Consider the following 24,451-nt stretch of genomic DNA (forward strand, 5'->3'; position numbering starts at 1 on the left):
ATGTCGCAAACACTTCAAGCAACTTATGCTGCAAAACGTAAAGCACGTCGTTTTGCTGTACAAGGAATTTATGAATGGCAGATGAGCCACAACCCTGTGCATGAGATTGAAGCACGTACTCGTGTAGACAATGCGATGCACAAAGTGGATCTTGGCTATTATCATGAATTGTTGACTCAAGTGGTTGCCAATCATGAAGCATTGGATGCTTTGCTTATCCCTGTGCTGGATCGCGAACTTTCTGCGCTTGACGGCGTAGAACTCGCAACACTTCGTCTGGGCGCGTATGAACTCAAAGAACACCTTGAGATTCCTTATCGCGTTGTTTTGGATGAAGCAATTGAGCTTGCTAAACATTTTGGCGGTGCAGACAGCCACAAATACATCAATGGTGTATTAGACCGTTTAGCAACGTCTTTACGTGCAGCTGAAAAACAACAAACTAACTAAGTTTTAAGTAGATTTGTTGTATGGCTGAGTTCTCAATTATCGATACCTATTTCAATCGTAAGACTGCTATGTCTGTCGATCTAGGTGTCGGTGATGACTCAGCCTTGCTCACCCCTCCCCCACAGCAACAATTGGTCATCTGTGCTGATACGCTCGTTGCTGGACGCCATTTTCCAATCGACACCGATCCACATGCGATTGGCTGGAAATCTGTGGCTGTCAATTTATCTGACATTGCTGCAATGGGTGCAACCCCTCATAGCATTTTACTGGCTTTGAGCTTACCCCAAATTGATCATGACTGGCTCAAAGGTTTTAGTCAGGGTTTATATGATTGTTGCGATCAATTTGGTGTGCGTTTAATTGGTGGTGATACCACCCAAAGCCCTCATCTGACGATTTCCGTGACTGCAATGGGCTGGATTGAATCTGGTCTTGCGGTAACCCGTTCAGGTGCACAAGTGGGTGATTATATTTGTGTCAGTGGTCAAGTCGGCGATGCCGCTTATGGCTTACAGCACTTAGGTCATGCCTTGCAAAAACGATTGGATTATCCAACCCCACGCTGTCAACTCGGTGTCGCCTTAAAAGGTCTGGCCCACAGTATGATTGATGTCTCAGACGGTCTTGCACAAGATCTTGGACATATTCTAAAAGCTTCGAATGTCGGTGCAAAGTTACAACTTGAAAACTTACCGCTGAGCCCTGCTCTGCACGCCTTAAGCGATGAGCAAAAATGGCAATATGCATTGTCAGGTGGCGACGATTATGAATTATGTTTTACAATAAGCCCGCAAAATTATGAAAAATTATTGCAAAAACAACTTGATGTTTCGATTAGTATGATCGGCACAATTCAGCAGCAGCACGGCTTAACTTTTGAAAAAGATGGCGTAGATCATTTGCTTCAATTTAATGGGTATCAACACTTTGCATAAACCTTCAATCAATTTTAAAGCCATGTCATGGACTAACCGTTTTATTGTGTTCTGTGGCGTTGGTTTTGGTTCGGGCTTATTACCGAAAGCGCCGGGTACTTTTGGTTCGGCTTTTGCATTATTGCTTATTCCGCTCTGGCTTGCAATTGGCCTATCCAGCACCATATTAGCCATCATTCTGATGTCGCTCATTGGTATTTATATTTGCGGTCATACCGCTAAAGTCATGGGTGTACATGATGATGGTCGCATTGTGTGGGATGAATTTGCAGGACAATCGATTACCTTTTTGCCTTTGCTCTATCTGAATGAAGTGAGCTGGACATGGGCATTGGTCGGTTTTGCCCTGTTCCGTTTATTCGATGTCTGGAAACCATGGCCAATTCGTGTCATTGACCGTCAAGTGGACGGCGGTTTTGGCATCATGCTGGATGACATTATTGCGGGGCTTTGGGCTGCGTTATGCATCTGGGTTTATTTTTATTTCACCGTGGCTTAAGCCATTTTTAGGATTAGAACATGTCAACGACTGTTATTATTCTTGCTGCAGGTAAAGGTACGCGCATGCGCTCATCTTTACCAAAAGTGTTACAACCACTTGCAGGACGTCCATTACTCGGGCATGTGATTGAAACAGCAAAAAAATTAAACGCAGATAATATTATTACGATTTATGGTCATGGTGGTGACCGGGTTCAGTCAGCATTTCTACAACACGATATTAAATGGGTAGAACAGGCTGAACAGCTCGGTACCGGTCATGCGGTACAGATGACTTTGCCAGTTCTGCCTCGCGACGGTGTATCACTCATTCTTTCTGGTGATGTACCCTGCATTAATCCTGTGACCTTGCAAAAATTACTCGATGCGACTGCAGCAACTGGTATTGGTCTGGTCACCCTAACCCTGCCTGATGCCAATGGTTACGGCCGTATCGTGCGTGAAAATAGCGCCATCCAAGCCATCGTTGAACATAAAGATGCATCTGACGAACAACGTCAAATCAAGGAAATCAATACTGGTATCTATGCTGTCAGCAATGCCAAATTACATCAGTGGTTACCCCTCCTTAGCAATAACAATGCACAAGGTGAATATTACCTGACGGATATCGTGGCTATGGCACTCGCAGATGGTATGCAAGTCGCATCGGTACAACCTGAACAAGCTTTTGAAGTTGAAGGTGTGAATGATCGTGTACAACTGGCGGCTTTAGAACGTCAATACCAAGCTGATCAAGCGAAAAAACTCATGCAACAAGGCGTGCATCTGATTGATCCAAGCCGTTTTGACCTCCGTGGCAATTTAACTGTCGGTCAAGATGTGCGTATTGATATCAACGTAATCATTGAAGGTGACTGTGAACTTGGTAATGGCGTTGAAATTGGCGCAGGCTGTGTCATTAAAAATACTAAAATCGCAGCAGGTACCAAAGTTCAACCGTATAGCGTATTTGATAGTGCGATTGTGGGTGAACATGCGCAAATTGGTCCATTCGCACGTTTACGCCCAGGTGCGAAATTAGCAAATGAAGTCCATATTGGTAACTTCGTTGAAGTAAAAAATACGACGATTGGTCTAGGCTCAAAAGCCAATCACTTCACTTATTTAGGTGATGCTGAAGTTGGTGCAGGCTCAAATATTGGTGCAGGTACCATTACCTGCAATTATGATGGCGCCAACAAATTTAAAACAATTATTGGTGATCAGGCCTTTATTGGTTCAAACAGTTCATTGGTTGCACCTGTGAGAATTGGCAACGGTGCTACAGTCGGTGCAGGCTCGACGATTACCCGTGATGTGGCAGAGAACAGTTTAGCGGTAGAACGTTCAAAGCAGTTTGCCAAAGAAAACTATCCACGTCCGCAAAAAATCAAGAAATAAGGGGAACAAATATGTGTGGTATTGTCGGTGGCATTGCGGAACGTAGTATTACCAATATTTTGATTGAAGGCTTAAAACGCCTGGAATACCGTGGTTATGATTCAGCGGGTTTGGCGCTCATTCACAATAGCCAGGTCCTGCGTGAACGTCGGGTCGGTAAAGTGGCAAACCTTGAACAGGCTGTTAATGAATCACAGATTAGCGGTTCCCTCGGTATTGCACATACACGCTGGGCAACGCATGGCAAACCGACTGAAGAAAATGCGCATCCACATATTTCTGAAAATGTTGCAGTGGTTCATAACGGGATTATTGAAAACTATCAGGAACTCAAAGATGATCTTGAAGCTTTAGGCTATGTGTTTACCTCCCAGACCGATACTGAGGTGGTTGCCCATCTGATCAATGATGCACTGAAATCTACCCCGAGCCTGTTAGAAGCTGTACGCCAAGTGGTTCCTCAGCTAAAAGGTGCTTATGCACTGGGCATCGTACATACTGACCACCCGGATGAACTAATTACCGTGCGTGAAGGTTCTCCGCTGGTGATTGGTGTCGGTATTGGTGAAAACTTTATTAGCTCTGACCAGCTGGCGCTGCTTCCGATTACCAACCGTTTTATCTATCTTGAAGAAGGTGATATTGCCCGTTTGACCCGCACCACGATTGAAGTGTTTGTCGATGGTCAACTGGTCGATCGCCCGGTCAAGGAACTGGATGCTGCCGTCAGCAATGCGTCTAAAGGTGAATACAAGCACTATATGCTCAAGGAAATTTATGAGCAGCCTGAAGCAATCAAACAGACCATATCACAAGCCTTAAATGGTAACGATCTGCGCGAAGATTTCCTTGCTTGTGCAGAACAGGACTTCTCAAAAATTCAGCAAATCCAGATTATTGCCTGCGGTACCAGTTATCATGCCGGTATGATTGCCAAATACTGGTTTGAACAGCTGATTGATCTGCCTTGCCAAGTCGAAATTGCCAGCGAATTCCGTTATCGTACTCCAGTGATTGTAAATCACACCCTCTATGTATGTATTTCCCAATCTGGTGAAACTGCAGATACCTTAGCTGCATTACGTGATACACAGAAACGTGCCGCTGCTAAAGGACTGGACATCACCACGATGACGATCTGTAACGTGGCAACCTCTTCGATGGTCCGTGAAACCAATTATAGCCTGCTGACTTTGGCAGGTCCTGAGATTGGTGTGGCCTCAACCAAAGCTTTTACCACTCAGCTGGCTGCACTGATGCTGTTGGTATTAAAACTAGGTACCGTCAAAAATACAATTTCAGCAGAACAGGTCACAGCCATTAGTACTGACTTATGGCATATGCCAAAAGTGATTCTGGACACCTTGCATCATGATGATGAAATTTTACGTCTTTCTGAACTGTTTGTAGAAAAACAACACTGTCTGTTCCTGGGCCGTGGTACACATTTCCCAATTGCACTAGAAGGCGCCTTGAAGCTGAAGGAAATTTCCTATATTCATGCTGAAGGTTATGCGGCAGGCGAACTGAAGCATGGTCCATTGGCCTTGGTCGACAACGATATGCCAGTCGTGATTATGGCTCCGCAGGATGACATGCTGGATAAACTAAAATCCAATATGGAAGAAGTTCAGGCCCGTGGTGGTGAACTGTTTGTTTTTGCTGATGAGAACAGTGGCATTAAAGCCAAAGACCGTCAACATGTGGTCTTTATACCAACTGTTGATCCAATTCTTGCGCCAATTGTTTACAGTATTCCTGTGCAATTGCTGTCTTATCATGTGGCTGTATTACGCGGTACCGATGTCGATCAACCCCGTAATCTTGCAAAATCTGTCACTGTTGAATAAAAACTAAAAAGGCTGGCTCGACCAGCCTTTTCATTGCTTGATATGAATGGATATACCTATGACAAACCTCACCTGCTTTAAAGCCTATGACATTCGCGGCAGATTGGGCAGCGAACTCAATGAAGAGATTTCTTATAAAATTGGTCGCGCCTATGGACAAATTTACCAGCCCAAAACCGTTGTGGTCGGTTGTGATGTGCGCCTTAGCAGTGAAGATTTAAAACAGGCCACTATCCGCGGTTTAAATGATGCGGGCGTGAATGTCCTGGATTTAGGTATGACCGGGACTGAAGAAGTTTATTTTGGTGCCTTCCATTTAGATGTGCAAGGTGGTATTGAAGTCACTGCCAGTCATAACCCGATGGATTATAACGGCATGAAACTGGTGCGTGAAAATGCCCGTCCGATCAGTGCTGACACTGGTCTTAAAGAGATTCAGGCTTTAGCAGAATCAGGCGAATTTAAAGACGTTGCCGTTAAAGGCACCACAGAAAAATATAATATCCTGCCTGAATTTGTCGATCATCTAATGACATATATCGACCCTGTAAAAGTTCGCCCGTTAAAACTGGTGGTGAATGCCGGTAATGGTGCTGCAGGTCATGTGATTGATGCAATTGAAGACAAATTTAAAGCTGTAAACATTCCAGTTGAATTTATCAAGATTCACCATGAAGCGGATGGTAACTTCCCAAATGGGATTCCGAATCCAATTCTGGTTGAAAACCGTGACAGCACCCGTGAGGCAGTCATTCAGCATGGTGCGGATATGGGGATTGCCTGGGATGGCGACTTTGACCGCTGTTTCCTGTTCGATGAAAAAGGCCAGTTCATTGAAGGCTATTATATTGTCGGTCTGCTGGCACAGGCGTTCCTGCTGAAACAGGCCGGTGAAAAGATTGTGCATGACCCGCGTCTGGTCTGGAACACATTGGATATTGTTGAACAGTTCAAAGGTCAAGCAATCCAGTCCAAGTCTGGTCATTCCTTTATTAAAGAAAAAATGCGTGAACATAATGCCGTATATGGTGGTGAAATGAGTGCGCATCACTACTTCCGTGACTTCGCCTACTGTGACAGTGGGATGATTCCTTGGCTATTGGCCGTGTCTGTTTTATCTGAGACACAAAAACCATTATCGGCTCTGGTTGAAGAGATGATTGCCAAATTTCCATGTTCAGGTGAAATTAACTTCAAGGTTGCCGATACTCAAACGACTATCCAGAAAATCTTTGATCACTATGCAGATCAAAATCCAGAAATTGATCAGACAGATGGTGTCAGCCTGGAATTTGATGCATGGCGTGTGAATGTACGTGCATCCAATACCGAGCCGTTATTGCGCCTGAATATTGAAACACGGGCGGACCGAAATCCAAAACCGATGCAAGACTATGTGGATGAACTGACCCAGCTGATTCAAGGTTAATCTTCCTAGATCAAGCACAATAAAATGGGAGTTCAATTGTTGAACTCCCATTTTATTTATACAATTAAAAGAATTTTAGCGATAACCCTGCGGATTCTGTTTCTGCCAGTTCCAGCTATCTGCCAGCATATCTTCCAGACCATATTGTGGCTGCCAGCCCAGCTCCTGGACTGCACGGGTATTGTCGGCAAAAGACGTCGCCACATCGCCTTCACGACGGGGCGCGATTTCAAATGGAATCTGCACCGCATTGACCTGTTCAAAGGTATTCTTGATTTGCAAAACTGAACAGCCCTGTCCCGTACCGATGTTCCAGGCACGACAGCCATGTGCATCAAGACGGTTATTGAGTGCACATAAATGCGCATTGGCCAGATCCACCACATGGATATAATCCCGTACCCCAGTCCCATCGACCGTATCGTAATCATCCCCAAAGATTGATAATTTTTCACGACGACCAACCGCCACCTGAGTCACATACGGCATCAGGTTATTTGGAATCCCTTGCGGGTCTTCCCCTATTTGTCCGCTTTTATGCGCACCAACCGGATTAAAATAACGCAGCAAGGCAATCGACCAGCGTTCATCAGATACCGATAGCTTTTGTAATAGCTGCTCTACAATCAGCTTGGTATAACCGTAGTTATTGCTCGGTATCCCGGTTGGCATGTCTTCATTTAAAGGCGAGATATTGGCTTCATCATATACCGTGGCGGATGAGCTAAACACCAGACGGAAAACCCCAGCGCGCTGCATGGCCTGTACCAGACTGATGGAACCTGAAATATTATTTTCAAAGTATTTTAGTGGAACTTGCTGGCTTTCCCCTACCGCTTTTAAACCGGCAAAATGGATCACGGCATCAATTTGATAAGTACTAAAAATCCGATTCAGAATATCCTGATCTAGAATATCACCCTGAATAAAGTCCAAAGATTTTGAAGCTAAAGCCTGCACACGATTCAGAGATTCTTCAGAACTATTAGAAAGATTATCTAATACCACGACTTCATGTCCGGCATTTAATAATTCCAGACAGGTATGTGAACCGATATAACCGGCCCCACCGGTTACCAAGACTTTAGCCACGTTGTTTCCCCATTAATATTGCAATTAAACCTTGTGTCGAGGCATCCAGTGCAGACACATCCGTCTGTTCACCATTTAAAATCGGCAAGAGCTGATTGGCAATTTCCTTGCCTTTTTCGACGCCCCACTGGTCAAAAGGATTGATATTCCACAGCACTGACTGCACAAACACCTTATGTTCATACATGGCGATCAGCATCCCCAGACTATAAGGATTGAGCTCTTGCATTAAAATGGTCGAGCTGGGCTGGTTACCTGCATACTGCTTATACGCCGGTAGATCAGTCAGTTCACTGGCATCCAGCGCCTGATTACCAAAGGCCAGCAGCCGTGACTGCGCCAGACAGTTGGACAGGGCCAAATGATGCTGCTCAATCAGCGCATCGGCATTATCGGCATAGGTAAACTGGTTGGCATTATAACGCTGTACTGGGGCAATAAAATCACTGCTGACCGACTGGGTGCCCTGATGCAATAATTGATAGAAAGCATGCTGGGCATTCGGCCCGACTTCTCCCCAGATAATCGGACAGGTATCCCAGTCTACTTTTTCACTATTGCGCTGAATGGATTTACCATTAGATTCCATTTCCAGCTGCTGCAAATAAGAGGCAAAATATTTCAAACGACCGTCATATGGCAGTACGGCATGGGTCTGGATATCCAGGAAGTTGTTATTCCAGACACCTAATAGTCCCATCAGCACTGGAATATTCTGTTCAAATGGAGCAGTCTGGAAATGCTCATCCACCGCATAAGCACCTGCTAAAAAGTGCTGAAAACCCTGTACTCCGATAGTCAATGCAATAGGTAAGCCAATACAGGACCACAGCGAATAACGGCCTCCGACCCAGTCCCAGAGCAGGAACTGGTTTTCTGGTGCAATCCCCCAAGCAGTCATTTTTTCCGGCTTGGTCGAGACGCCAATAAAATGATGCTGGATCGTGCACAGGTCTTGGCCCAAGGCTTTTTCCAGCCACAGACGTACCGTTTGTGCATTGGACAAAGTGTCAATCGTGCCGAAAGATTTGGAGGAGATAATAAACAGCGTGGTTTCAGGGCGCAGCTTATGCAGCAGATCAGACAGCTGGCTGCCATCCATGGTCGACACAAAATGTACATTTAGGGGGCGCTGAGTGGGCTGTTTAAAGTCAGACAGGGCTTGACTGACCATCAGCGGTCCCAAATCTGAGCCACCTACCCCGATATTGACCACATCCTGAATCACTTCACCGGTGGCACCGCGATACTGTCCGGCATGGATTTTTTCCACCAGAGTAAACATGCGTTGCAGCTGGGTATGCACCTCAGCAGCCAATTCAGGATGCTGCTCATTCTGCTCTGGCAAACGTAAGGCCCAATGCATTGCAGCACGCTGCTCGGTATAGTTCACCTGTTCTTGGGAAAACAGGCGTTTGATCCACTGCTTCAGATCTTGTGCCTGCGCCAGTTGCACCAGTGTCTGCAACACCTCTTGATCTATCCGGTGTTTACTAAAATCAAAGGTTACTGGCTGCAAGTTCACCGAAAAATGCTGAAAACGCTGAGGATCTTGCTGAAATAGCTCTTGCAGATGCTTGTGTTCAAACTGCTGTTTTAAATTATTTAACCGGCTTAAAACAGTATCTTTCTGTTCGAGGGGATAAGGTTGCTGAATCGTACTCATTAACGTCCCACTCCTTTATAGGCAAAGCCCTGTGCTTTCATATAGTCCGGATTATAGATATTACGTCCATCCAGAATCAGTGGATGCTGCATATGATTCAACAGGCTGCGGTAATTGGGATTCCAGTATTGTTTCCAGGCTGTGAGCACGCATAGGGCATGTGCTCCATTTACGGCCTCGTACTGATCTGTGCAATACACCAGATCATCGCGTTGCCCGTAGACTTTTTCAATTTCCGCCAGGGCTTGCGGATCATGCAGCTTGACGGTCACCCCTTGCGCCCAGAGTGCAGTCAACATGGCATGAATCGGGGATTGCTGGATACGCGAGGTATTTTCCTTAAAGGATGCTCCCCAGATCGCTACAGTTTTCCCGGCCAGATCACCATGGTAATAATTCCAAAGCTTGCGAAATAGCAGTTCTTTTTGCTGCTCATTAATTTCCCAGACCTGAGCCATTAACTGGCTTTTCGCGCCGGTGCCTGACACAGTACTGGCCAGAATCTGAATATCATGCGAGAAGTTTTCGCCACCAAACCCGGCCCCCGGATACAGATAAGACGAACCAATCCGGCTATCTGCTGCCAGCCCCTGACGTACATGCTCAATATCAATACCAAGTTTTTCAGCCACCAGAGCCAGATCATTAATATAGCTGATCCGCGTCGCCAGCATGCCGGACACACTCAGTTTGGTAAATTCGGCATCCAGAACCGGCATAAACAGGTATTGCTGTTCACGCGGGAATAACGGCCTGAGCAGTTCCTTCAAAAGCGTTTTCGCGGTTTCATTGCTATAGCCGACAATAAGCTGGCTGGCTTCGGTCAGACTACGTAAGGCATTACCTTCCTGAATCACATCCGGTAAATAGATCCAGTGATCTTCCGACAGAATCTGCTGGAATTTTTCAGTGCCATGCAGGCCCAAGGTAGAGGCGTTAATCATCAGTTTTGGATGAATAATTGGACGCAGCTTAAGCTCACGCAAGATTTCCAGACCCTGAATTTCTTCAGTCGGACTGAGACTGAACAGATAAACATCGACATCTAAAGGAATGGCCTCAAACTTGCAGTATTGTAAAAAGCCCTTGGCGTGCTGTTTGTTCAGTAATTGCTGTACGGCTTCATCCTGTGCATAAACCTGTTCGGAAGACGGTTTTTTCAGCAAATCACACCAGTAGACCTGATGACCACATTCTGCCAGTAAGGCTGCCATGACACCGGCATACAGAGTCTGACCAAATACTGCAATGTTCATAAGCTTCCTTCTGATTCTTAAAGTCTGTTTTATAGTTTCAGTTCTTGAATTAAAGCTTTAAAAGATTCACCCAGTTTTGGATGATCCACACCATAGTGCAATACCGCTTTGAGATAACCCAGTTTGCTGCCACAGTCAAAGGTCTGGCCTTTCATACGGTAAGCTTCTACCGAGTCGGTCTGCTGGAGCATGGCAATTGCATCAGTCAGCTGGATTTCATTGCCTGCACCACGTGGCGTCTGTTCCAGTAACTGCATGATTTTTGCCGGCAGGATATAACGACCCACTACCGATAAATTTGAAGGCGCCGCTCCCACCGCTGGCTTTTCTACAATCCCTTGCATCACGGTGCTTTGTCCTTCTTCTGGTGTCGCTGCGACATCAACAATGCCATACTGATCCACCAGATGATCTGGTACAGCTTCAACCATAATCTGCGAAGCTTCTGATTCATTAAAACGCTGAATCATCAGGCTTAAATCATTTTCTGTGTCTGAATCTTTAACTAAAACATCTGGGAGCAGTACAGCAAAATCATCATCACCGACCACACTTTTGGCACACAGCACGGCATGACCAAGGCCCAAAGGCTGCGGCTGACGTACACTGATCACACTGACATGCGGCGGCAGGATTTCAGTAATTTCCTTAAGCAGGTCAAATTTCTTTTTTTGCTCCAAGGTGGTTTCCAGCTCAAAACTGCGGTCAAAATAGTTTTCAATCGAAGCCTTTGATGAATGTGTCACTAAAATAATCTGCTCAATTCCAGCAGCAACTGCCTCTTTTACCACGTATTCAATAGCGGGGCGGTCAACGACAGTTACCATTTCCTTTGGAATAGATTTACTGGCTGGAAGAAAACGTGTACCCAGACCTGCGACCGGCAAAATGGCTTTTTTAATCATAAATAAACTTCACTTAATTAACTTTAATTTCTTTACCACGTTGATAGCCATCAACATAATATTCAAGCTGTGATAAGGCCCAGTCGATATCTGTCTGCGTGGCAGAAAGTGCCTGGATTTTATCAAACACCTGTGTAATTTCCTGTAACGGAACGTGTTTTTCAAATGATCTTAGGATACGACTATGTGACGTAATTTCGGTATTTTCCTGATCAATGAGCAGTTCTTCATACAGCTTTTCCCCTGGACGCAAACCAGCATACTGAATTTCGATATCACCATCCGGATACTGCTCATCACGGACTTTCAGTCCACTTAAAGCAATCATTTGACGGGCCAGATCCTGAATACGCACCGGCTCACCCATATCCAGCAGGAACACATCGCCGCCCAAGCCTAAGGCACCAGCCTGAATCACCAGCTGTGAGGCTTCCGGAATGGTCATAAAGTAGCGGGTCACATCCGGATGAGTCACGGTAATCGGGCCACCTTTGGCAATTTGCTGCTTGAATAGCGGCACTACAGAACCCGAAGAACCGAGCACATTACCAAAACGGACGATACTGATCTGGGTCTGCTGTTGTGCCTCTGCCATCGCCTGACAGTAAAGTTCTGCCATACGTTTACTGGCACCCATAACATTGGTTGGACGGACCGCTTTATCAGTTGAGATCAGCACAAAGGTTTCTACACCTTTCTTCACCGCAGCATTCACGCTAAACGCCGTTCCCACCGCATTATTTTTCAGGCCCGCTAGTGGATTACATTCTACCAGTGGGACATGCTTGTAAGCCGCAGCATGATAAACCGTTTGCACGCCATACTGTTCAATTACACGTTCCAGTTTACTCTCATCTAGAACCGACCCCAGGATAGGTATAATTTCACAAGTTGCAGTTAAACTTAATTCTTTTTCAATACTATACAGCGCGAATTCAGTTAACTCGAAAATGATGATTTTTGCCGGCTGGTTTTTTACGATCTGGCGACACAATTCTGAACCAATCGACCCCCCTGCACCGGTGACCATGACCACTTTATCCTGAATATTTTTACTCAGAAGTGCTGGAACCGGCGGTACCGGGTCACGTCCCAGCAAGTCAATAATATCGACTTCCTGAATATCCGAAACCCGGATTTCACCATCCACCAGTTTGGTTAATCCCGGAATTTCGGTAATTTTGAGATGTGCCGGCTCTAAAAATTTAATGATTTCACTTTTACGGACTCGCCCCACTGAGGGCAAAGCAATCAGAATTTCATCAATTTTTTGCTTGCGCATGAGTTTTAGGGCAGTCTGGGCATCATAAACTTTGAGTCGCCCCAGCTGCTGTCCGGTCAACGAGCGTTTGTCATCAATAAACATGACCGGTAAATGTGCATTGGAGCGATACAGTGCAGCAGCAACCTGTTGACCCGCATTCCCGGCCCCATAAATCGCAATGCGTTTTTTCTGTACGTCAGCCTGTAAATAGGAACGGATAATAAAACGGATGATCCCCCGGCTAAACCAGATCCAGGCAAACATCATAAAGCCAAACATCAGCGGAATAGAGGTCGGAATAAATGCCGGAGTAAAATAAGCCAGTGCATAAAGACCAGCGACAGTCAACGCCGTCGCCAGTCCCATTTTGATCATAAACACTTCATTATAAGTGCGGACAATAAAGCGGTAGACCCCACAGATAAGCAGCGATGCAACTGCAATCCCACTGACCCAAAGCGTACCAAACGGCAGATTTGGTACTACCTCTGCACCTAGATCAAAGCTACGAATGGCATAACAGAGCCAGATCAAGACAGGAAAAGTACAAAAATCCAGAATAATCAAAAATGCGAGTTTGGCGACTCGTGGTGATTCTACAAAGGGCGTAATGATCGATTTCACTGGATGCGTTGTCTCAATTCTAATAAATTTTTAATAAGTCACAATGCGATGAGTAACTTAAAAACATATTCTATATAAGTTAAGTGCACCGAACACGGTGCACTTATATTCTTAAAGTTTAAGCAACTATTCTATGAATCACCTGTTGAATTGCGGTGACTGTTTTGTTAATACTTTCATCACTTAAAGTAGGATGAACTAAAAACATCAGACTGGTTTCACCCAATTGCTGCGCATTTTTCAAACGCTGTGCTGGACGCCATGGCGTATCATCAAAAGCATGCTCGAGATAAACTTCTGAACAGGAGCCACTGAAACAAGGCACATTCTGCGCACTGATTTCCTGCATGATCCGGTCACGTGACCAGCCTTCAGGCAAAACATCAATATTGACCTGCACATAACATTTATAAGCTGCATGTACATAATCATCGGATGGACGATGCACAGTAAAATATGGACTGTCTGCAAATGCAGCATAAATTTTTTCCATATTGGCAAGGCGTTTTGCAGTCCATTCCGGCATTTTTTTCAGCTGGATGCGCCCGATCACACCCTGCATTTCCATCATGCGCCAGTTGGTACCAAAGGAATCATGCAGCCAGCGGAAACCCGGTGGATGCTGCTTGTTATAGATGCTGTCAAAGTTTTTGCCATGGTCTTTATAGGACCACATTTTTTTCCACAGGGTTTCGTCATTGGTGGTGACCATACCACCTTCACCGCCTGTCGTCATAATCTTGTCCTGACAGAAGGACCAGGCCGCAACATGACCGATTGAACCGGCAGATTTACCTTTATATTTTGCTCCATGCGCCTGTGCACAGTCTTCAATCACATACAGGCCTTTATCGGCAGCCAGTTGCATGATCGGGTCCATGTCGCACATCCAGCCTGCCAGATGCACACAAATAATCGCTTTGGTATTTGGGGTCAGTACTGCTTGGATGGTTTCAGCAGAAATATTCTGTGAATCCAGCTCAACATCAGCAAAAATAGGATTTGCTCCAGCCGTCACAATCGAACTGGCCGATGCCAGAAAGGTGCGTGAGGTGACAATTACATCATCCCCGGCGCCAATGCCTAAGGCTTTTAAAGCAACATCGAGTGCCACGGTTCCATTAGCTAAAGCCACTGCATACTGGGTTTCTGCGAACCGGGCAAATTCTTTTTCGAACTCGCGGCATTCCTGTCCGGTCCAGTAGTTGACTTTATTCGACAATAAAACCTGGGAAACCGCATCCGCTTCTTCCTGAGTAAAACTTGGCCATGGTTCAAATGCAGTATTTAGCATGTTGTATTCCCTAAAAATTAAATACGAATAAGACGATCACACTTAGAAAATACGAGATCAGCTTTATATTGATTAAAAGAACTCTCTAGTTTTTCATCAGCTAACCAAGCTAAATAGGCCTGAATAGTATTCATACCGGCTTCATGTGAAAAAGGATATCCACCACCGAAACGTGGATTCAATTCAAGCACATACAACTCACCATCCTGCTCGAACACATCACAATCTAAATTACCAATATGTTTTAAATTAGTTGATATTTTTTCGCCAATATCTGAAAAACGCTGGTCAATAACAGAAACCGCTTTATCTGTTTCTCCAGCCCGCATAGAAAGTTTTTTACGCACTACTGTCGTAAAATATTCTTGATCCAAGTCATTTACGATATCCATGCCATATTCTGGTCCATTCAATTTCTGTTGAATCAAGATGGCTGCATCTAATTCGTTCTTACTCGCCTCAAATAGAATTGTGTTCTTTAATTTAATCATTAGCAGCTTATAAGCTAATTCAAATTCTTCAAGACTTTCCGGAAATTCGATTCCAATTGAAGCACTGCCCCACCTTGGTTTTAAAACAAGTGGAAAAGTTAATTGACCTTCTTTAATCGCCTGTAATGCTTGATTATAATTAGTAAACGTCTGGGGGGTATTAAGACCAATAGAAGTTAAGAAATCACGCGTTTTAATTTTATCAAAACAAATATCAATTACCGAACTATCTGATACAATAATTTTTGCGCCCAGATCAGCAAAGGCTTGTTTATGATGAGCCAGAATAGGTAATTCAAGATCATTTAAAGATATAATCGCATTGATATGATACTCTTTAACAATACTAAATAATTCTGGAATATAATCTTCACTATAAATAGAAGGAACAAGTAAGCTGATATCTGCATCAGACATTGCTGGAGCAAGTTTACTCATATCGGTAGCCAAGACTATACCTTGACCATTTAATGCTTGCTTACAATAATTAATGAGATAATTACGACGTCCAGCACATGTAAATAAAATATTCATAAGTTAATTTAAGCCAAAAAATTAAAAATTCCACCAGTATGCCAAAACAGGATATTACCTTGCAGATTGTGCTTTAATACGTACTGCTGCATACCCAAGAATGCTTTGCCACTATAAGTTGTATCCAACGCGAAGCCATAATCACGAATTGAATTAGCAGATAATTTTTTCAATTCATCATTATACTGTTCATAACCACCACACAAATAATCATCCAAGACAATAGTTTCATGTTGTCTCTGAATAGAAAAACTTTCACAAAGCTGATTATAAAAATTAGCTACATGTTCTTGTGCAGATTGCTGATTTCTCGCAACAGATATACCAATTACTTTACAAGGCATATTTTTTTTCGACAAACCCGCCATTATTCCTGCCTGGGTAGAACCGGTACCACAAGCAACGAATAAATAATCTATTTCTAACTGCTGATCCAATTGAGTGACAGCATCAATATAAGCTTTACCGCCTTGGAGATTATGACCACCACCCCATAAATAATAAGGTTTTAAAGCTAAATTATGATATTGCTGCATCGACTGATCCATTATTGGACCTATATCTACAGATTGTTCAACAAAAATAATCTTTGCACCTGACATTCGCATTATTTTTGCGTTACCAGATTCTTTTAAAAATTTTTCTTTATCACCATGTAACACTAATGTACATTGCAAATGATGTTGCGCGCAAAAAACAGCAGTTGCTCGGCAATGGTTCGATTGTATACCACCAGTTGTTACTACAGCACTATATGAATTATCTAAAATTTCTTGGCCAATACTATCAATTTTGCGACCTTTATTACCACCACCTAAGAATGGATACAAATCATCCCGAATAATAGTGATGTTTTGATTAATCTCTGCTTGATAGATTTCTTGATAAATAATCATAAAAGTATAATCTCTTTACAGTCATAATTAACCTGATATTGAAATAAACTTTTATCTAGATCACCTATGAAACAACCATAATAATAACGATCTATAAAACCATTTTCTCTTCTAGTTTCATTACGTAATATACCTTCTTTTTTAAATCCAATTTTAGTATATAATCTTTGGGATGCAAAATTATCTGAATCAATATAAGCATAGATTTTATTTATTTTTAGAATTTCAAAAGCATAAACACATTGTAAAAATAATGTTTTCTTACCTAGGCCTTTTGCTTTGGTATCTGGGTCAACAAAAATGTAAGACTCCATTTTCAAAATATCAGTATCTAGTCCAGTTAAACCCGACATACTTAATACATCGCCATCCAATGTCTCGAAAACAAAATCTTCACGTTGACTATTTTCTTTATTAATATTAAACCACTGAATGGTATCTTCCATTAAAATAGGTGGTTTGAAATGCATAGTAGAATAAATTCGTACATCATTCATCCATTTGACCCGTAAAAGTAAGTCTTTTTCATTTAGTAGGCGAAATTTCATTTTTTGGATCGCTCAATATCTAAAGGTTTGCCAATAGCTCCCGGAATTACTGCAATATCCTTTCTAGCTATAACATTTTTAATAGTTAATAACGCAATTTTTATATCATTAATAAAACTAATATTCTCCACATATTGAGCATCCAGTTCTAAACGACTATTCCAGTCTAAAAAGTTTCTACCATTGACTTGGGCTAATCCAGTTATACCGGGTCTTACACTATGACGTAGTGCTTCTCTATTTGTATAATACGGTAGGTATCTTACAAATAGAGGCCTAGGTCCAATTAATGACATATCCCCTTTAATCACATTAATTAATTGAGGCATTTCATCAAGTGAAGTTTTTCTAATAAAACTACCAATCTTAGTTAGCCTTTGAGCATCAGGTAAAAGATTACCTTGATCATCTTTAGCATCATTCATCGTTTTAAACTTAATGATGCTAAATATTTTCTCATTTTTTCCTGGACGTTGTTGGGAAAAAAAAGGAGAACCTTTATTCGCTAAACTTAGTAAAATCATGACCACTAGAAAAACTGGACTTAATAAAATAAATACAAGTGTTGAAGCAATTAGATCCAATAGTCTTTTAAAAAAAAATTTATAAATCATTCTTAATCCTTCATTGCATTAAAAGTATCAGAAAATTTATTTAAACTAGCTTGTCTTGAAAGGTTTTTTTCATAGAAATTCTTTGCACTTAACCCTTTTTTCTCTAGCTCTAGCTTACTTAACTCTGATAACTTAATAATTGCCTCTGCCAGTTTAATTGGATTTGAAGGCTCTATAACATAGCCTGCTTCAGCCTTCTCTACTAAATCTGCTGCATTACCTAAAACTGTACTCACGATAGGTCTTCCCAAAGACAAATAGGCTTGAGTTTTTGAAGGTACTGTAATTTCAAATAGGGGATCTTTTTTTAAGCTGATTAAGAGACAATCTGATTCTTCCAAATAGCCTATAACTTCTGAACTTTTTACACGATCATAGAAAACTACATTGTTTAAATTTTTCTTGGTGACCAAATCGACTAAATTCTGCTTTTCAATACCATCTCCAATAAAATTAAAGATAATTTCAGGATGTTCTTTGCTCAGTAATTCTGCAGCCAAAATTACGTTAGTTAAATCTTGAGCTTTACCCATATTCCCAGCAAATGTTACATTGAAAATATTTTCAACATATTTGAGTTGATGATTACCAGTAGGTAATACTCCCTCTAACCCGGACCAATTATAGATAATTTCAATCTTATTTTCTGGAACACCACGCTGAATTAATAAATCTCTAAAACCTTTCGATATCACAGTAATTTTTTTAGAATTACGATAAGACCAGTTACAGAAATAAGATATAAATTTTAAAGCTTTAGGGTTTTTTAACATCCCTGTCGCAGCTAGAGAATCAGGCCATATGTCTTGTATATCACTCAATACAGGTTTGTTAAAAATTTTTCCCAAAATCACTCCAACTAATCCTATATTTAAAGGAGTGGCGGCAACATGAATCGCATCAAATTTTCTGACGATAAACAAACCGGCAATTAATGCAGTTATAAAAAAACTAACATAATTTGCTATACGTTTAAGTACTGACGCACTATGATCTGGATATAGCCAGACTCGGTGCACAGCAATACCTTCTAATACTTCATGTTGATATGGTTTTAATTTATAGCCAGTATATATTTTCCCTTCTGGATAGTTTGGAAAACCTGTAAGTACCTCGAACTCATGACCATAACTTTGCATGTCTTTCGCGAATTTTAGACCTTTAAATGATGGTTCAGGATTAAAAAACTGAGTGATATACAAGATTCTCATTAGTACTTCTTCCACACCACACGGTTGATATAGTCGGTATAGCTTAAAATAATTCGCACAACCTTTTCACTCACATTTGGCATACTATAGTCAGCGACTAAACGCAGCAATCTTTCTTCACCACGTGGTTGATGATCCAGAATATCGAGACCTTGCAAAATACGTTCAGCTGTTAAACCCACCATCATCACCGCAGCCTCCTCCATTCCTTCAGGACGTTCATGCGCCTGACGCAAGTTCAAAGCAGGAAAATTCAAAATAGAAGATTCTTCATTAATGGTGCCACTGTCGGATAAAGTCGCTTTTGCAGCAAGTTGCAACTTGTTGTAGTCACTAAAACCGAGTGGCTTTAACAATTGAATGAGTGGATGAAATTCAATATTGAGTTCTTCAATACGCTTACGGGTACGAGGGTGTGTTGAAACAATCACAGGATATTGGTATTTTTCTGCTACCGCATTCAGCATCTCAACTAAATCTAAAAAGTTTTGATCCGAATTAATATTTTCTTCACGATGCGCACTGACAATAAAATATTGATGTTCTTTTAAGCCCAGACGCTCTAATACATCTGATGCTTCAATTTTAGCCTTATAATGATTTAATACTTCAAACATTGGGCTACCTGTTTTAATCACCTGATCTGCAGGTAGGCCTTCTGCTAACAAGTAATCTCGTGCGATCGTACTATAAGTTAAATTAATGTCAGCAGTATGATCGACAATACGACGGTTAATTTCTTCTGGCACACGCATATCAAAGCAGCGATTTCCCGCTTCCATATGGAAGGTTGGAATCTTACGACGCTTGGCAGGAATGACCGCCATACAGCTGTTGGTATCACCTAACACCAGTAATGCTTCTGGCTGAACCTGTTCTAATACTTTATCTACAGCAATAATGACATTACCAATCGTTTCAGCACCCGTTGCGCCTGCAGCATTTAAAAAATGATCTGGCTTACGAATACCTAAATCGGTAAAGAAGATTTCATTGAGTTCATAATCATAGTTTTGACCTGTATGTACTAGAACATGATCGAAGTACTGATCACACGTAGACATAACACGTGATAAACGAATAATTTCAGGACGAGTTCCAACGACCGTCATTAATTTTAATTTTTTCACAATTTCAACTCTTAATTCGTTAATGGCATCGCATAGGTATCTGGTTTTTCACGGTCAAAAATTTCATTTGCCCATAACATGACCACCATTTCTTCATCACCAATATTGGTAATGTCATGCGTCCAGCCTGGCACAGTTTCCACAATTCGCGGTTCATCACCACAAGTTTCAAGCTCATAGAACTCACCTGTCACCACATGCTTAAACTTAAATAATGCCTTACCTTTAATCACCAAAAATTTTTCTGTTTTGGTGTGGTGATAATGGCCACCACGCGTAATCCCCGGATGTGCAGTAAAGTAAGAGAACTGCCCTGCATCGGGCGTTTTCAGCATTTCGACAAAAACTCCGCGCTGATCACCATATTTGGGTAGGCTATAGTCAAACTGTTCAGGCTTTAAGAAACTTAAATAGGTTGAATAAAGTGCACGATTTAAACCTGTTCCGACACGATCAGTAATCAATGTATTGCGAGACTCTTTAAAACCTTTCAGTGTCTGCGCTAATTCACCGACACTAATCTGATATTCAGGTTCTATGGCAAAGACTTGTTTTACCTGCTGTGTACCCTGAATAATATTCCAGAATGACTCTACGACGTCATCTACGTAGACCAATCGAATCATGGCATTTTCATCATGAATCTGAATAGGTAGGTCATTTGCAATGTTATAGCAGAATGTTGCCACAGCCGAATTGTAGTTTGGACGTGACCACTTACCAAACACATTGGCTAAACGGCAAATATACACAGGATTGCCCTGCTTTTGCTGCAGTTCCAATAAAGCCTGTTCACCACCCAATTTACTCTGACCATAGGTATTATCACGTTCAGCCTGAATAGATGAAGATAGAATAATTGGAGTGTGCTTTTCTGCCTGCTTAAGAACATTTGTTATTTTTTGCGTGAGGGTGACATTTCCCTCAATAAACTCTTGTTCATTTAAAGGACGATTAACTCCAGCCAAATGTACAATCCAATCTGCTGCGAGTACAGACTGTTCTAATTCTGACGCAGTGGAATTTCGATGAAACTTTAATACTTCAACATCAGATTTTTCTGATAAAAATTGAATCAAGTTTTTTGCAATAAAGCCGTTAGAGCCTGTGACTAAAATCTTCATGTTTAAGCCTCGGGATCAATATATTGGCCTTGAGTTAAGGCGCGTATAAATTCCAGCTTAAGCAAAAGCTTTTTCATACCTTCAACATCTAAACGTTCGGTATTGTGGGAATTATAATCTTCATATTGAGTAATTTTTAAATCGCCATCTTCAACATATTTTGAATAGTTTAGGTCACGCTGATCAGCAGGCACACGATAATAATAACCTTGATCTAAAGCAACCGCCATTTCCTCACGGCTCAATAAGGCTTCAAACGCTTTTTCACCATGACGCGTACCCATAATTGAAATAGGATGATCCGGTACATTTACTAACTGAGTCAAAGCCTGCGCTAGAACATGGATGGTTGCTGCGGGTGCTTTTTGTACAAAAATATCGCCATTTTGACCATGTTCAAATGCATATAAAACCAGGTCTACAGCATCATCCAAAGTCATCATAAAACGTGTCATATCTGGATCTGTTATTGTCAAAGGCTTTCCTTGACGAATTTGATCGACAAATAAGGGAATCACTGATCCACGAGATGCCATAACATTGCCATAACGCGTACAGCAAATAGTCGTATCTAGTTCTTCTAAATTACGTGATTTCGCTACAATGACTTTTTCCATCATGGCTTTAGAAATACCCATGGCATTGATTGGGTAAACTGCTTTATCTGTACTTAAACATACAATACGTTTTACGTGGTTTTGAATGGCTGCTTCTAAAACGTTTTCTGTACCAATCACATTGGTTTTAACCGCTTCCATGGGGTGAAATTCACACGAAGGGACTTGTTTTAAAGCTGCAGCATGATAAATATAATCGACACCACGTGTTGCATTTAAAACGCTGTTATAGTCACGCACATCACCAATATAGAATTTCAGCTTAGATGATTGGTACTTTTTACGCATATCATCTTGCTTTTTTTCGTCACGACTAAATATTCGTATTTCTTTAATGTCTGTTTCTAAAAAGCGTTTTAGAACAGCATTACCAAAGGAACCGGTACCGCCTGTGATGAGAAGAATCTTATTTGTAAAATACATATTTAGTCCACTAGAAGTTGCATAATCTTTGAAAGATCATTTTCAATTAATTTCTTTGCGCAAGGTAATTGATTTTTAATAGCAGTTACTATGGCAGCTTGTATAGAAGCTATACTAATAGGATCAAAAACTAATGAAGGCTCACAAACTTCATAAGTATAGCTCAGGTCTGATGCTATTATTTTACAACCACCATCTATAGCTTCAGCCAACCCCAATCCAAAACTTTCAGCCAATGAGGGAAATATAAAATATTCATGACTTAAATAAAGTTCGGTTAGTTTTTCCCTATCTATAAAACCAAAATTTTTAATAGGATAACCTAAATCAATTTTCTGCTGAATATACTTACATAAATTTATATCTGTATCTGGTACAGTAACTGCCAAACTACCTTTATGTACTTCATCATAAGCTAAACAAAAAGACTCAATTAACCTATAATGATTTTTATGAGGAGAGCTATTACTAACATACAAAAAACTAAATTTAGCTCTATGTATAATATAATTAGAGAAATCCAACTTAGGATAAAAAGGTAATTTTATAATTTTTTCATTTTTTCCCAATAAATATTTTTTCGAGATTCTCAATTTAACATTTTCGCTTTGCACTAACCATATATCAGCATTTTCTTTAGTAAAATTGAGAATAAATTGTTTAAACTTATATATACACTTATTTTTCAAAGAAAAGTCTTTAGGGAGATTTAGAAAGAGAAGTTGATGAAAATATACTAAAACTTTAGATTTCAATCTAATAGTGGGGGGCAAGTTCCCAAAACAAAGAACTTGATCAAATTTTGTTTTATTCACTTTATAAAAAAAATGTCTCTCGATTAAGGAATTGGCAATATATTTCTTACGTGAATCTGGAATATGTTTAAAATAACACTCAACTCTCCTATCAAATAAATAAAAAACATTTTTAAGCTCTTTTTCTAGATATTCAACTAAATACTTGAGTAAAACCAACCCACCACTATTATTAATAAAAACAGAATCTAGCAGTATCATACATTCCTCATTAGATTAACTTATTAACAACAAATTCCATTAATTCATAAATTTGTCTAGTAGAGTTTTTATCATTAAGAATAAAGGACCTTGCTGCACTTGCGGTCTCATTTAATTTATTAAGATCTCTTTTAAAAAAATTAATAATATTATCTTTTAAACCTATTTGGGGATCAATAAAATTAAGATACTTATGATATTCATCAGGTATGCCACTTAAATTATACATTAGAACAGGTGTGCCAGAAGCTAGGTACTCCATTGTTTTAGAAGGAAAGGTGTACATATTTAATTCATGCTCATTCTTTCTCGGGTTAATTAAAACACTTGCAGTTTTTTGAATTTTTATGATTTCAGTTTTATTAAGCATTCCCAAATATTTAATATTCTTATACTTTACTCCACACTCAATAATATAGTTTTTTAACTCCCCATCACCACAAACCCAAAGTTCATAATGTTCAATTGATTTAAAGCATTCTATTAGATCCTTCACCCCATAAATATCTTTAAGTGTTCCAGTATACAAAACAACATTCTTCTCTTTTTTTATTTTTTCACTATTAGCTATTTTAATAGGAGTATATATACCTTCCATAATAAAGCATTTACTCGAATCCAATTTTAAATAATCAGCAACATATTTAGTTAAAAAAACATACCCATCAAATTTATTTATATTTTTTTTAAAAAAATTATTTTCAAATATAGAAATATATTTATTATAAAGAAAATTAGAACTACTTACATGTTTAGGTAAATCAGTAATTATTGGCACTATAGTAGCTTGACCTTCAAACTCCAAAGCAGCCTTTAAATAAGCATAATTTGCTGAGTAAACAAAAATTATATTCTGACAATCTCTTGAAAGGCTTTTTTTAATATAATTTTTTAAACCTTTAATTTTTAATTGATTTTTTATAAAGGGAATATTTAGATAAGAAACCCCATAAAAATCATTTTCCTTATATTTCCACACTCCACCTTCTATATACATTATTTTACTATCTTTAGAATAATAAGGAAAAAAAGGAGCTGAAATAATTTTAATTTTATATTGATTAGATAATAAACCATCAATAAAACTTGTTTGAAAGTTTTCACTAGCGACTTGAAGGCCATTTGAAATACTATCAATATATTTAGAATAGAAATCCCTTGGAAAAAGTCCACCTACAAAAATAATATTCACTAT

General features: G+C 40.6%; 22 protein-coding genes. 6 read left to right on the plus strand and 16 right to left on the minus strand.

The features are described 5' to 3' along the window. The 6 genes from nusB to IHE35_RS14165 are packed head-to-tail and all read left to right on the plus strand — an operon-like array spanning position 1 to position 6,551. Positions 1–450 (plus strand): transcription antitermination factor NusB, encoded by a 450-nt coding sequence (nusB, locus tag IHE35_RS14140; RefSeq protein ID WP_242788215.1) that lies wholly within the window; start codon positions 1–3, stop codon positions 448–450. Positions 451–470: 20 nt separating this feature from the next. Continuing rightward, the gene (thiL, locus tag IHE35_RS14145; protein ID WP_242788217.1) at positions 471–1,388 is read left to right on the plus strand and encodes a thiamine-phosphate kinase; all 918 of its coding nucleotides are present in this window, start codon (positions 471–473) and stop codon (positions 1,386–1,388) included. Beyond that, on the plus strand, positions 1,366–1,887 hold the full coding sequence (locus tag IHE35_RS14150) for a phosphatidylglycerophosphatase A (RefSeq protein WP_242788219.1): 522 nt from the start codon (positions 1,366–1,368) through the stop codon (positions 1,885–1,887). Before thiL ends, IHE35_RS14150 begins: the two co-directional genes overlap by 23 nt. Positions 1,888–1,907: 20 nt before the next feature. After that, on the plus strand, positions 1,908–3,272 hold the full coding sequence (glmU, locus tag IHE35_RS14155) for a bifunctional UDP-N-acetylglucosamine diphosphorylase/glucosamine-1-phosphate N-acetyltransferase GlmU (RefSeq protein ID WP_242788221.1): 1,365 nt from the start codon (positions 1,908–1,910) through the stop codon (positions 3,270–3,272). An 11-nt stretch (positions 3,273–3,283) separates the two neighbouring features. Beyond that, positions 3,284–5,122 carry a glutamine--fructose-6-phosphate transaminase (isomerizing) gene (gene glmS / locus IHE35_RS14160; protein ID WP_242788223.1) on the plus strand — a complete coding sequence of 613 codons (1,839 nt, stop codon included), beginning with the start codon at positions 3,284–3,286 and terminating at the stop codon, positions 5,120–5,122. A gap of 58 nt (positions 5,123–5,180) precedes the next feature. Then, positions 5,181–6,551, plus strand: coding sequence for a phosphomannomutase CpsG (locus IHE35_RS14165; protein ID WP_242788225.1), 1,371 nt, complete (start codon positions 5,181–5,183; stop codon positions 6,549–6,551). Positions 6,552–6,626: 75 nt separating this feature from the next. On the opposite strand, the gene galE is transcribed toward IHE35_RS14165, so the two are convergent. From galE to IHE35_RS14245, 16 genes are all read right to left on the minus strand, one after another. Beyond that, positions 6,627–7,643, minus strand: coding sequence for a UDP-glucose 4-epimerase GalE (gene galE / locus IHE35_RS14170; protein WP_242788226.1), 1,017 nt, complete (start codon positions 7,641–7,643; stop codon positions 6,627–6,629). After that, on the minus strand, positions 7,636–9,309 hold the full coding sequence (gene pgi / locus IHE35_RS14175; RefSeq protein ID WP_242788227.1) for a glucose-6-phosphate isomerase: 1,674 nt from the start codon (positions 9,307–9,309) through the stop codon (positions 7,636–7,638). Before pgi ends, galE begins: the two co-directional genes overlap by 8 nt. Beyond that, on the minus strand, positions 9,309–10,565 hold the full coding sequence (locus IHE35_RS14180; protein ID WP_163164501.1) for a nucleotide sugar dehydrogenase: 1,257 nt from the start codon (positions 10,563–10,565) through the stop codon (positions 9,309–9,311). The genes pgi and IHE35_RS14180 overlap by 1 nt, the downstream gene beginning before the upstream one ends. Positions 10,566–10,594: 29 nt before the next feature. Further along, positions 10,595–11,470, minus strand: a complete 876-nt coding sequence (galU, locus tag IHE35_RS14185; protein ID WP_163164499.1) for a UTP--glucose-1-phosphate uridylyltransferase GalU — start codon at positions 11,468–11,470, stop codon at positions 10,595–10,597. A gap of 13 nt (positions 11,471–11,483) precedes the next feature. Further along, positions 11,484–13,358 carry a nucleoside-diphosphate sugar epimerase/dehydratase gene (locus IHE35_RS14190; RefSeq protein WP_242788228.1) on the minus strand — a complete coding sequence of 625 codons (1,875 nt, stop codon included), beginning with the start codon at positions 13,356–13,358 and terminating at the stop codon, positions 11,484–11,486. A gap of 118 nt (positions 13,359–13,476) precedes the next feature. Then, positions 13,477–14,652, minus strand: a complete 1,176-nt coding sequence (locus IHE35_RS14195) for a DegT/DnrJ/EryC1/StrS aminotransferase family protein (protein WP_242788229.1) — start codon at positions 14,650–14,652, stop codon at positions 13,477–13,479. Positions 14,653–14,669: 17 nt separating this feature from the next. Beyond that, entirely contained in the window at positions 14,670–15,677 is a 1,008-nt protein-coding gene (locus tag IHE35_RS14200) for an ATP-grasp domain-containing protein (RefSeq protein ID WP_242788230.1), read from the minus strand. Positions 15,678–15,685: 8 nt separating this feature from the next. After that, positions 15,686–16,573 (minus strand): pyridoxal-phosphate dependent enzyme, encoded by an 888-nt coding sequence (locus tag IHE35_RS14205; protein WP_242788231.1) that lies wholly within the window; start codon positions 16,571–16,573, stop codon positions 15,686–15,688. Continuing rightward, positions 16,570–17,121: a GNAT family protein gene (locus tag IHE35_RS14210; protein WP_275975173.1), complete on the minus strand. Its 552-nt coding sequence runs from the start codon at positions 17,119–17,121 to the stop codon at positions 16,570–16,572. The genes IHE35_RS14205 and IHE35_RS14210 overlap by 4 nt, the downstream gene beginning before the upstream one ends. After that, positions 17,118–17,735 carry a sugar transferase gene (locus IHE35_RS14215; protein ID WP_275975174.1) on the minus strand — a complete coding sequence of 206 codons (618 nt, stop codon included), beginning with the start codon at positions 17,733–17,735 and terminating at the stop codon, positions 17,118–17,120. Before IHE35_RS14215 ends, IHE35_RS14210 begins: the two co-directional genes overlap by 4 nt. 2 nt (positions 17,736–17,737) lie before the next feature. After that, positions 17,738–18,937, minus strand: coding sequence for a glycosyltransferase family 4 protein (locus tag IHE35_RS14220; protein ID WP_242788235.1), 1,200 nt, complete (start codon positions 18,935–18,937; stop codon positions 17,738–17,740). 8 nt (positions 18,938–18,945) lie between these two features. Continuing rightward, a complete protein-coding gene (gene wecB, locus IHE35_RS14225; RefSeq protein ID WP_242788237.1) occupies positions 18,946–20,076 on the minus strand; it encodes a UDP-N-acetylglucosamine 2-epimerase (non-hydrolyzing) in 1,131 nt (376 codons plus the stop codon). An 11-nt stretch (positions 20,077–20,087) separates the two neighbouring features. Further along, entirely contained in the window at positions 20,088–21,200 is a 1,113-nt protein-coding gene (locus tag IHE35_RS14230; protein ID WP_242788239.1) for an NAD-dependent epimerase/dehydratase family protein, read from the minus strand. Positions 21,201–21,202: 2 nt separating this feature from the next. Then, positions 21,203–22,240 carry a polysaccharide biosynthesis protein gene (locus IHE35_RS14235; RefSeq protein WP_242788241.1) on the minus strand — a complete coding sequence of 346 codons (1,038 nt, stop codon included), beginning with the start codon at positions 22,238–22,240 and terminating at the stop codon, positions 21,203–21,205. Between the two features lie 2 nt (positions 22,241–22,242). Continuing rightward, positions 22,243–23,256 (minus strand): glycosyltransferase, encoded by a 1,014-nt coding sequence (locus IHE35_RS14240; RefSeq protein ID WP_242788243.1) that lies wholly within the window; start codon positions 23,254–23,256, stop codon positions 22,243–22,245. 10 nt (positions 23,257–23,266) lie between these two features. Beyond that, positions 23,267–24,448 (minus strand): glycosyltransferase, encoded by a 1,182-nt coding sequence (locus tag IHE35_RS14245; RefSeq protein ID WP_242788245.1) that lies wholly within the window; start codon positions 24,446–24,448, stop codon positions 23,267–23,269. Positions 24,449–24,451 lie beyond the last annotated feature (3 nt).

The sequence above is a fragment of the Acinetobacter sp. ASP199 genome (assembly GCF_022700675.1).
Classification (GTDB): Bacteria; Pseudomonadota; Gammaproteobacteria; order Pseudomonadales; family Moraxellaceae; genus Acinetobacter.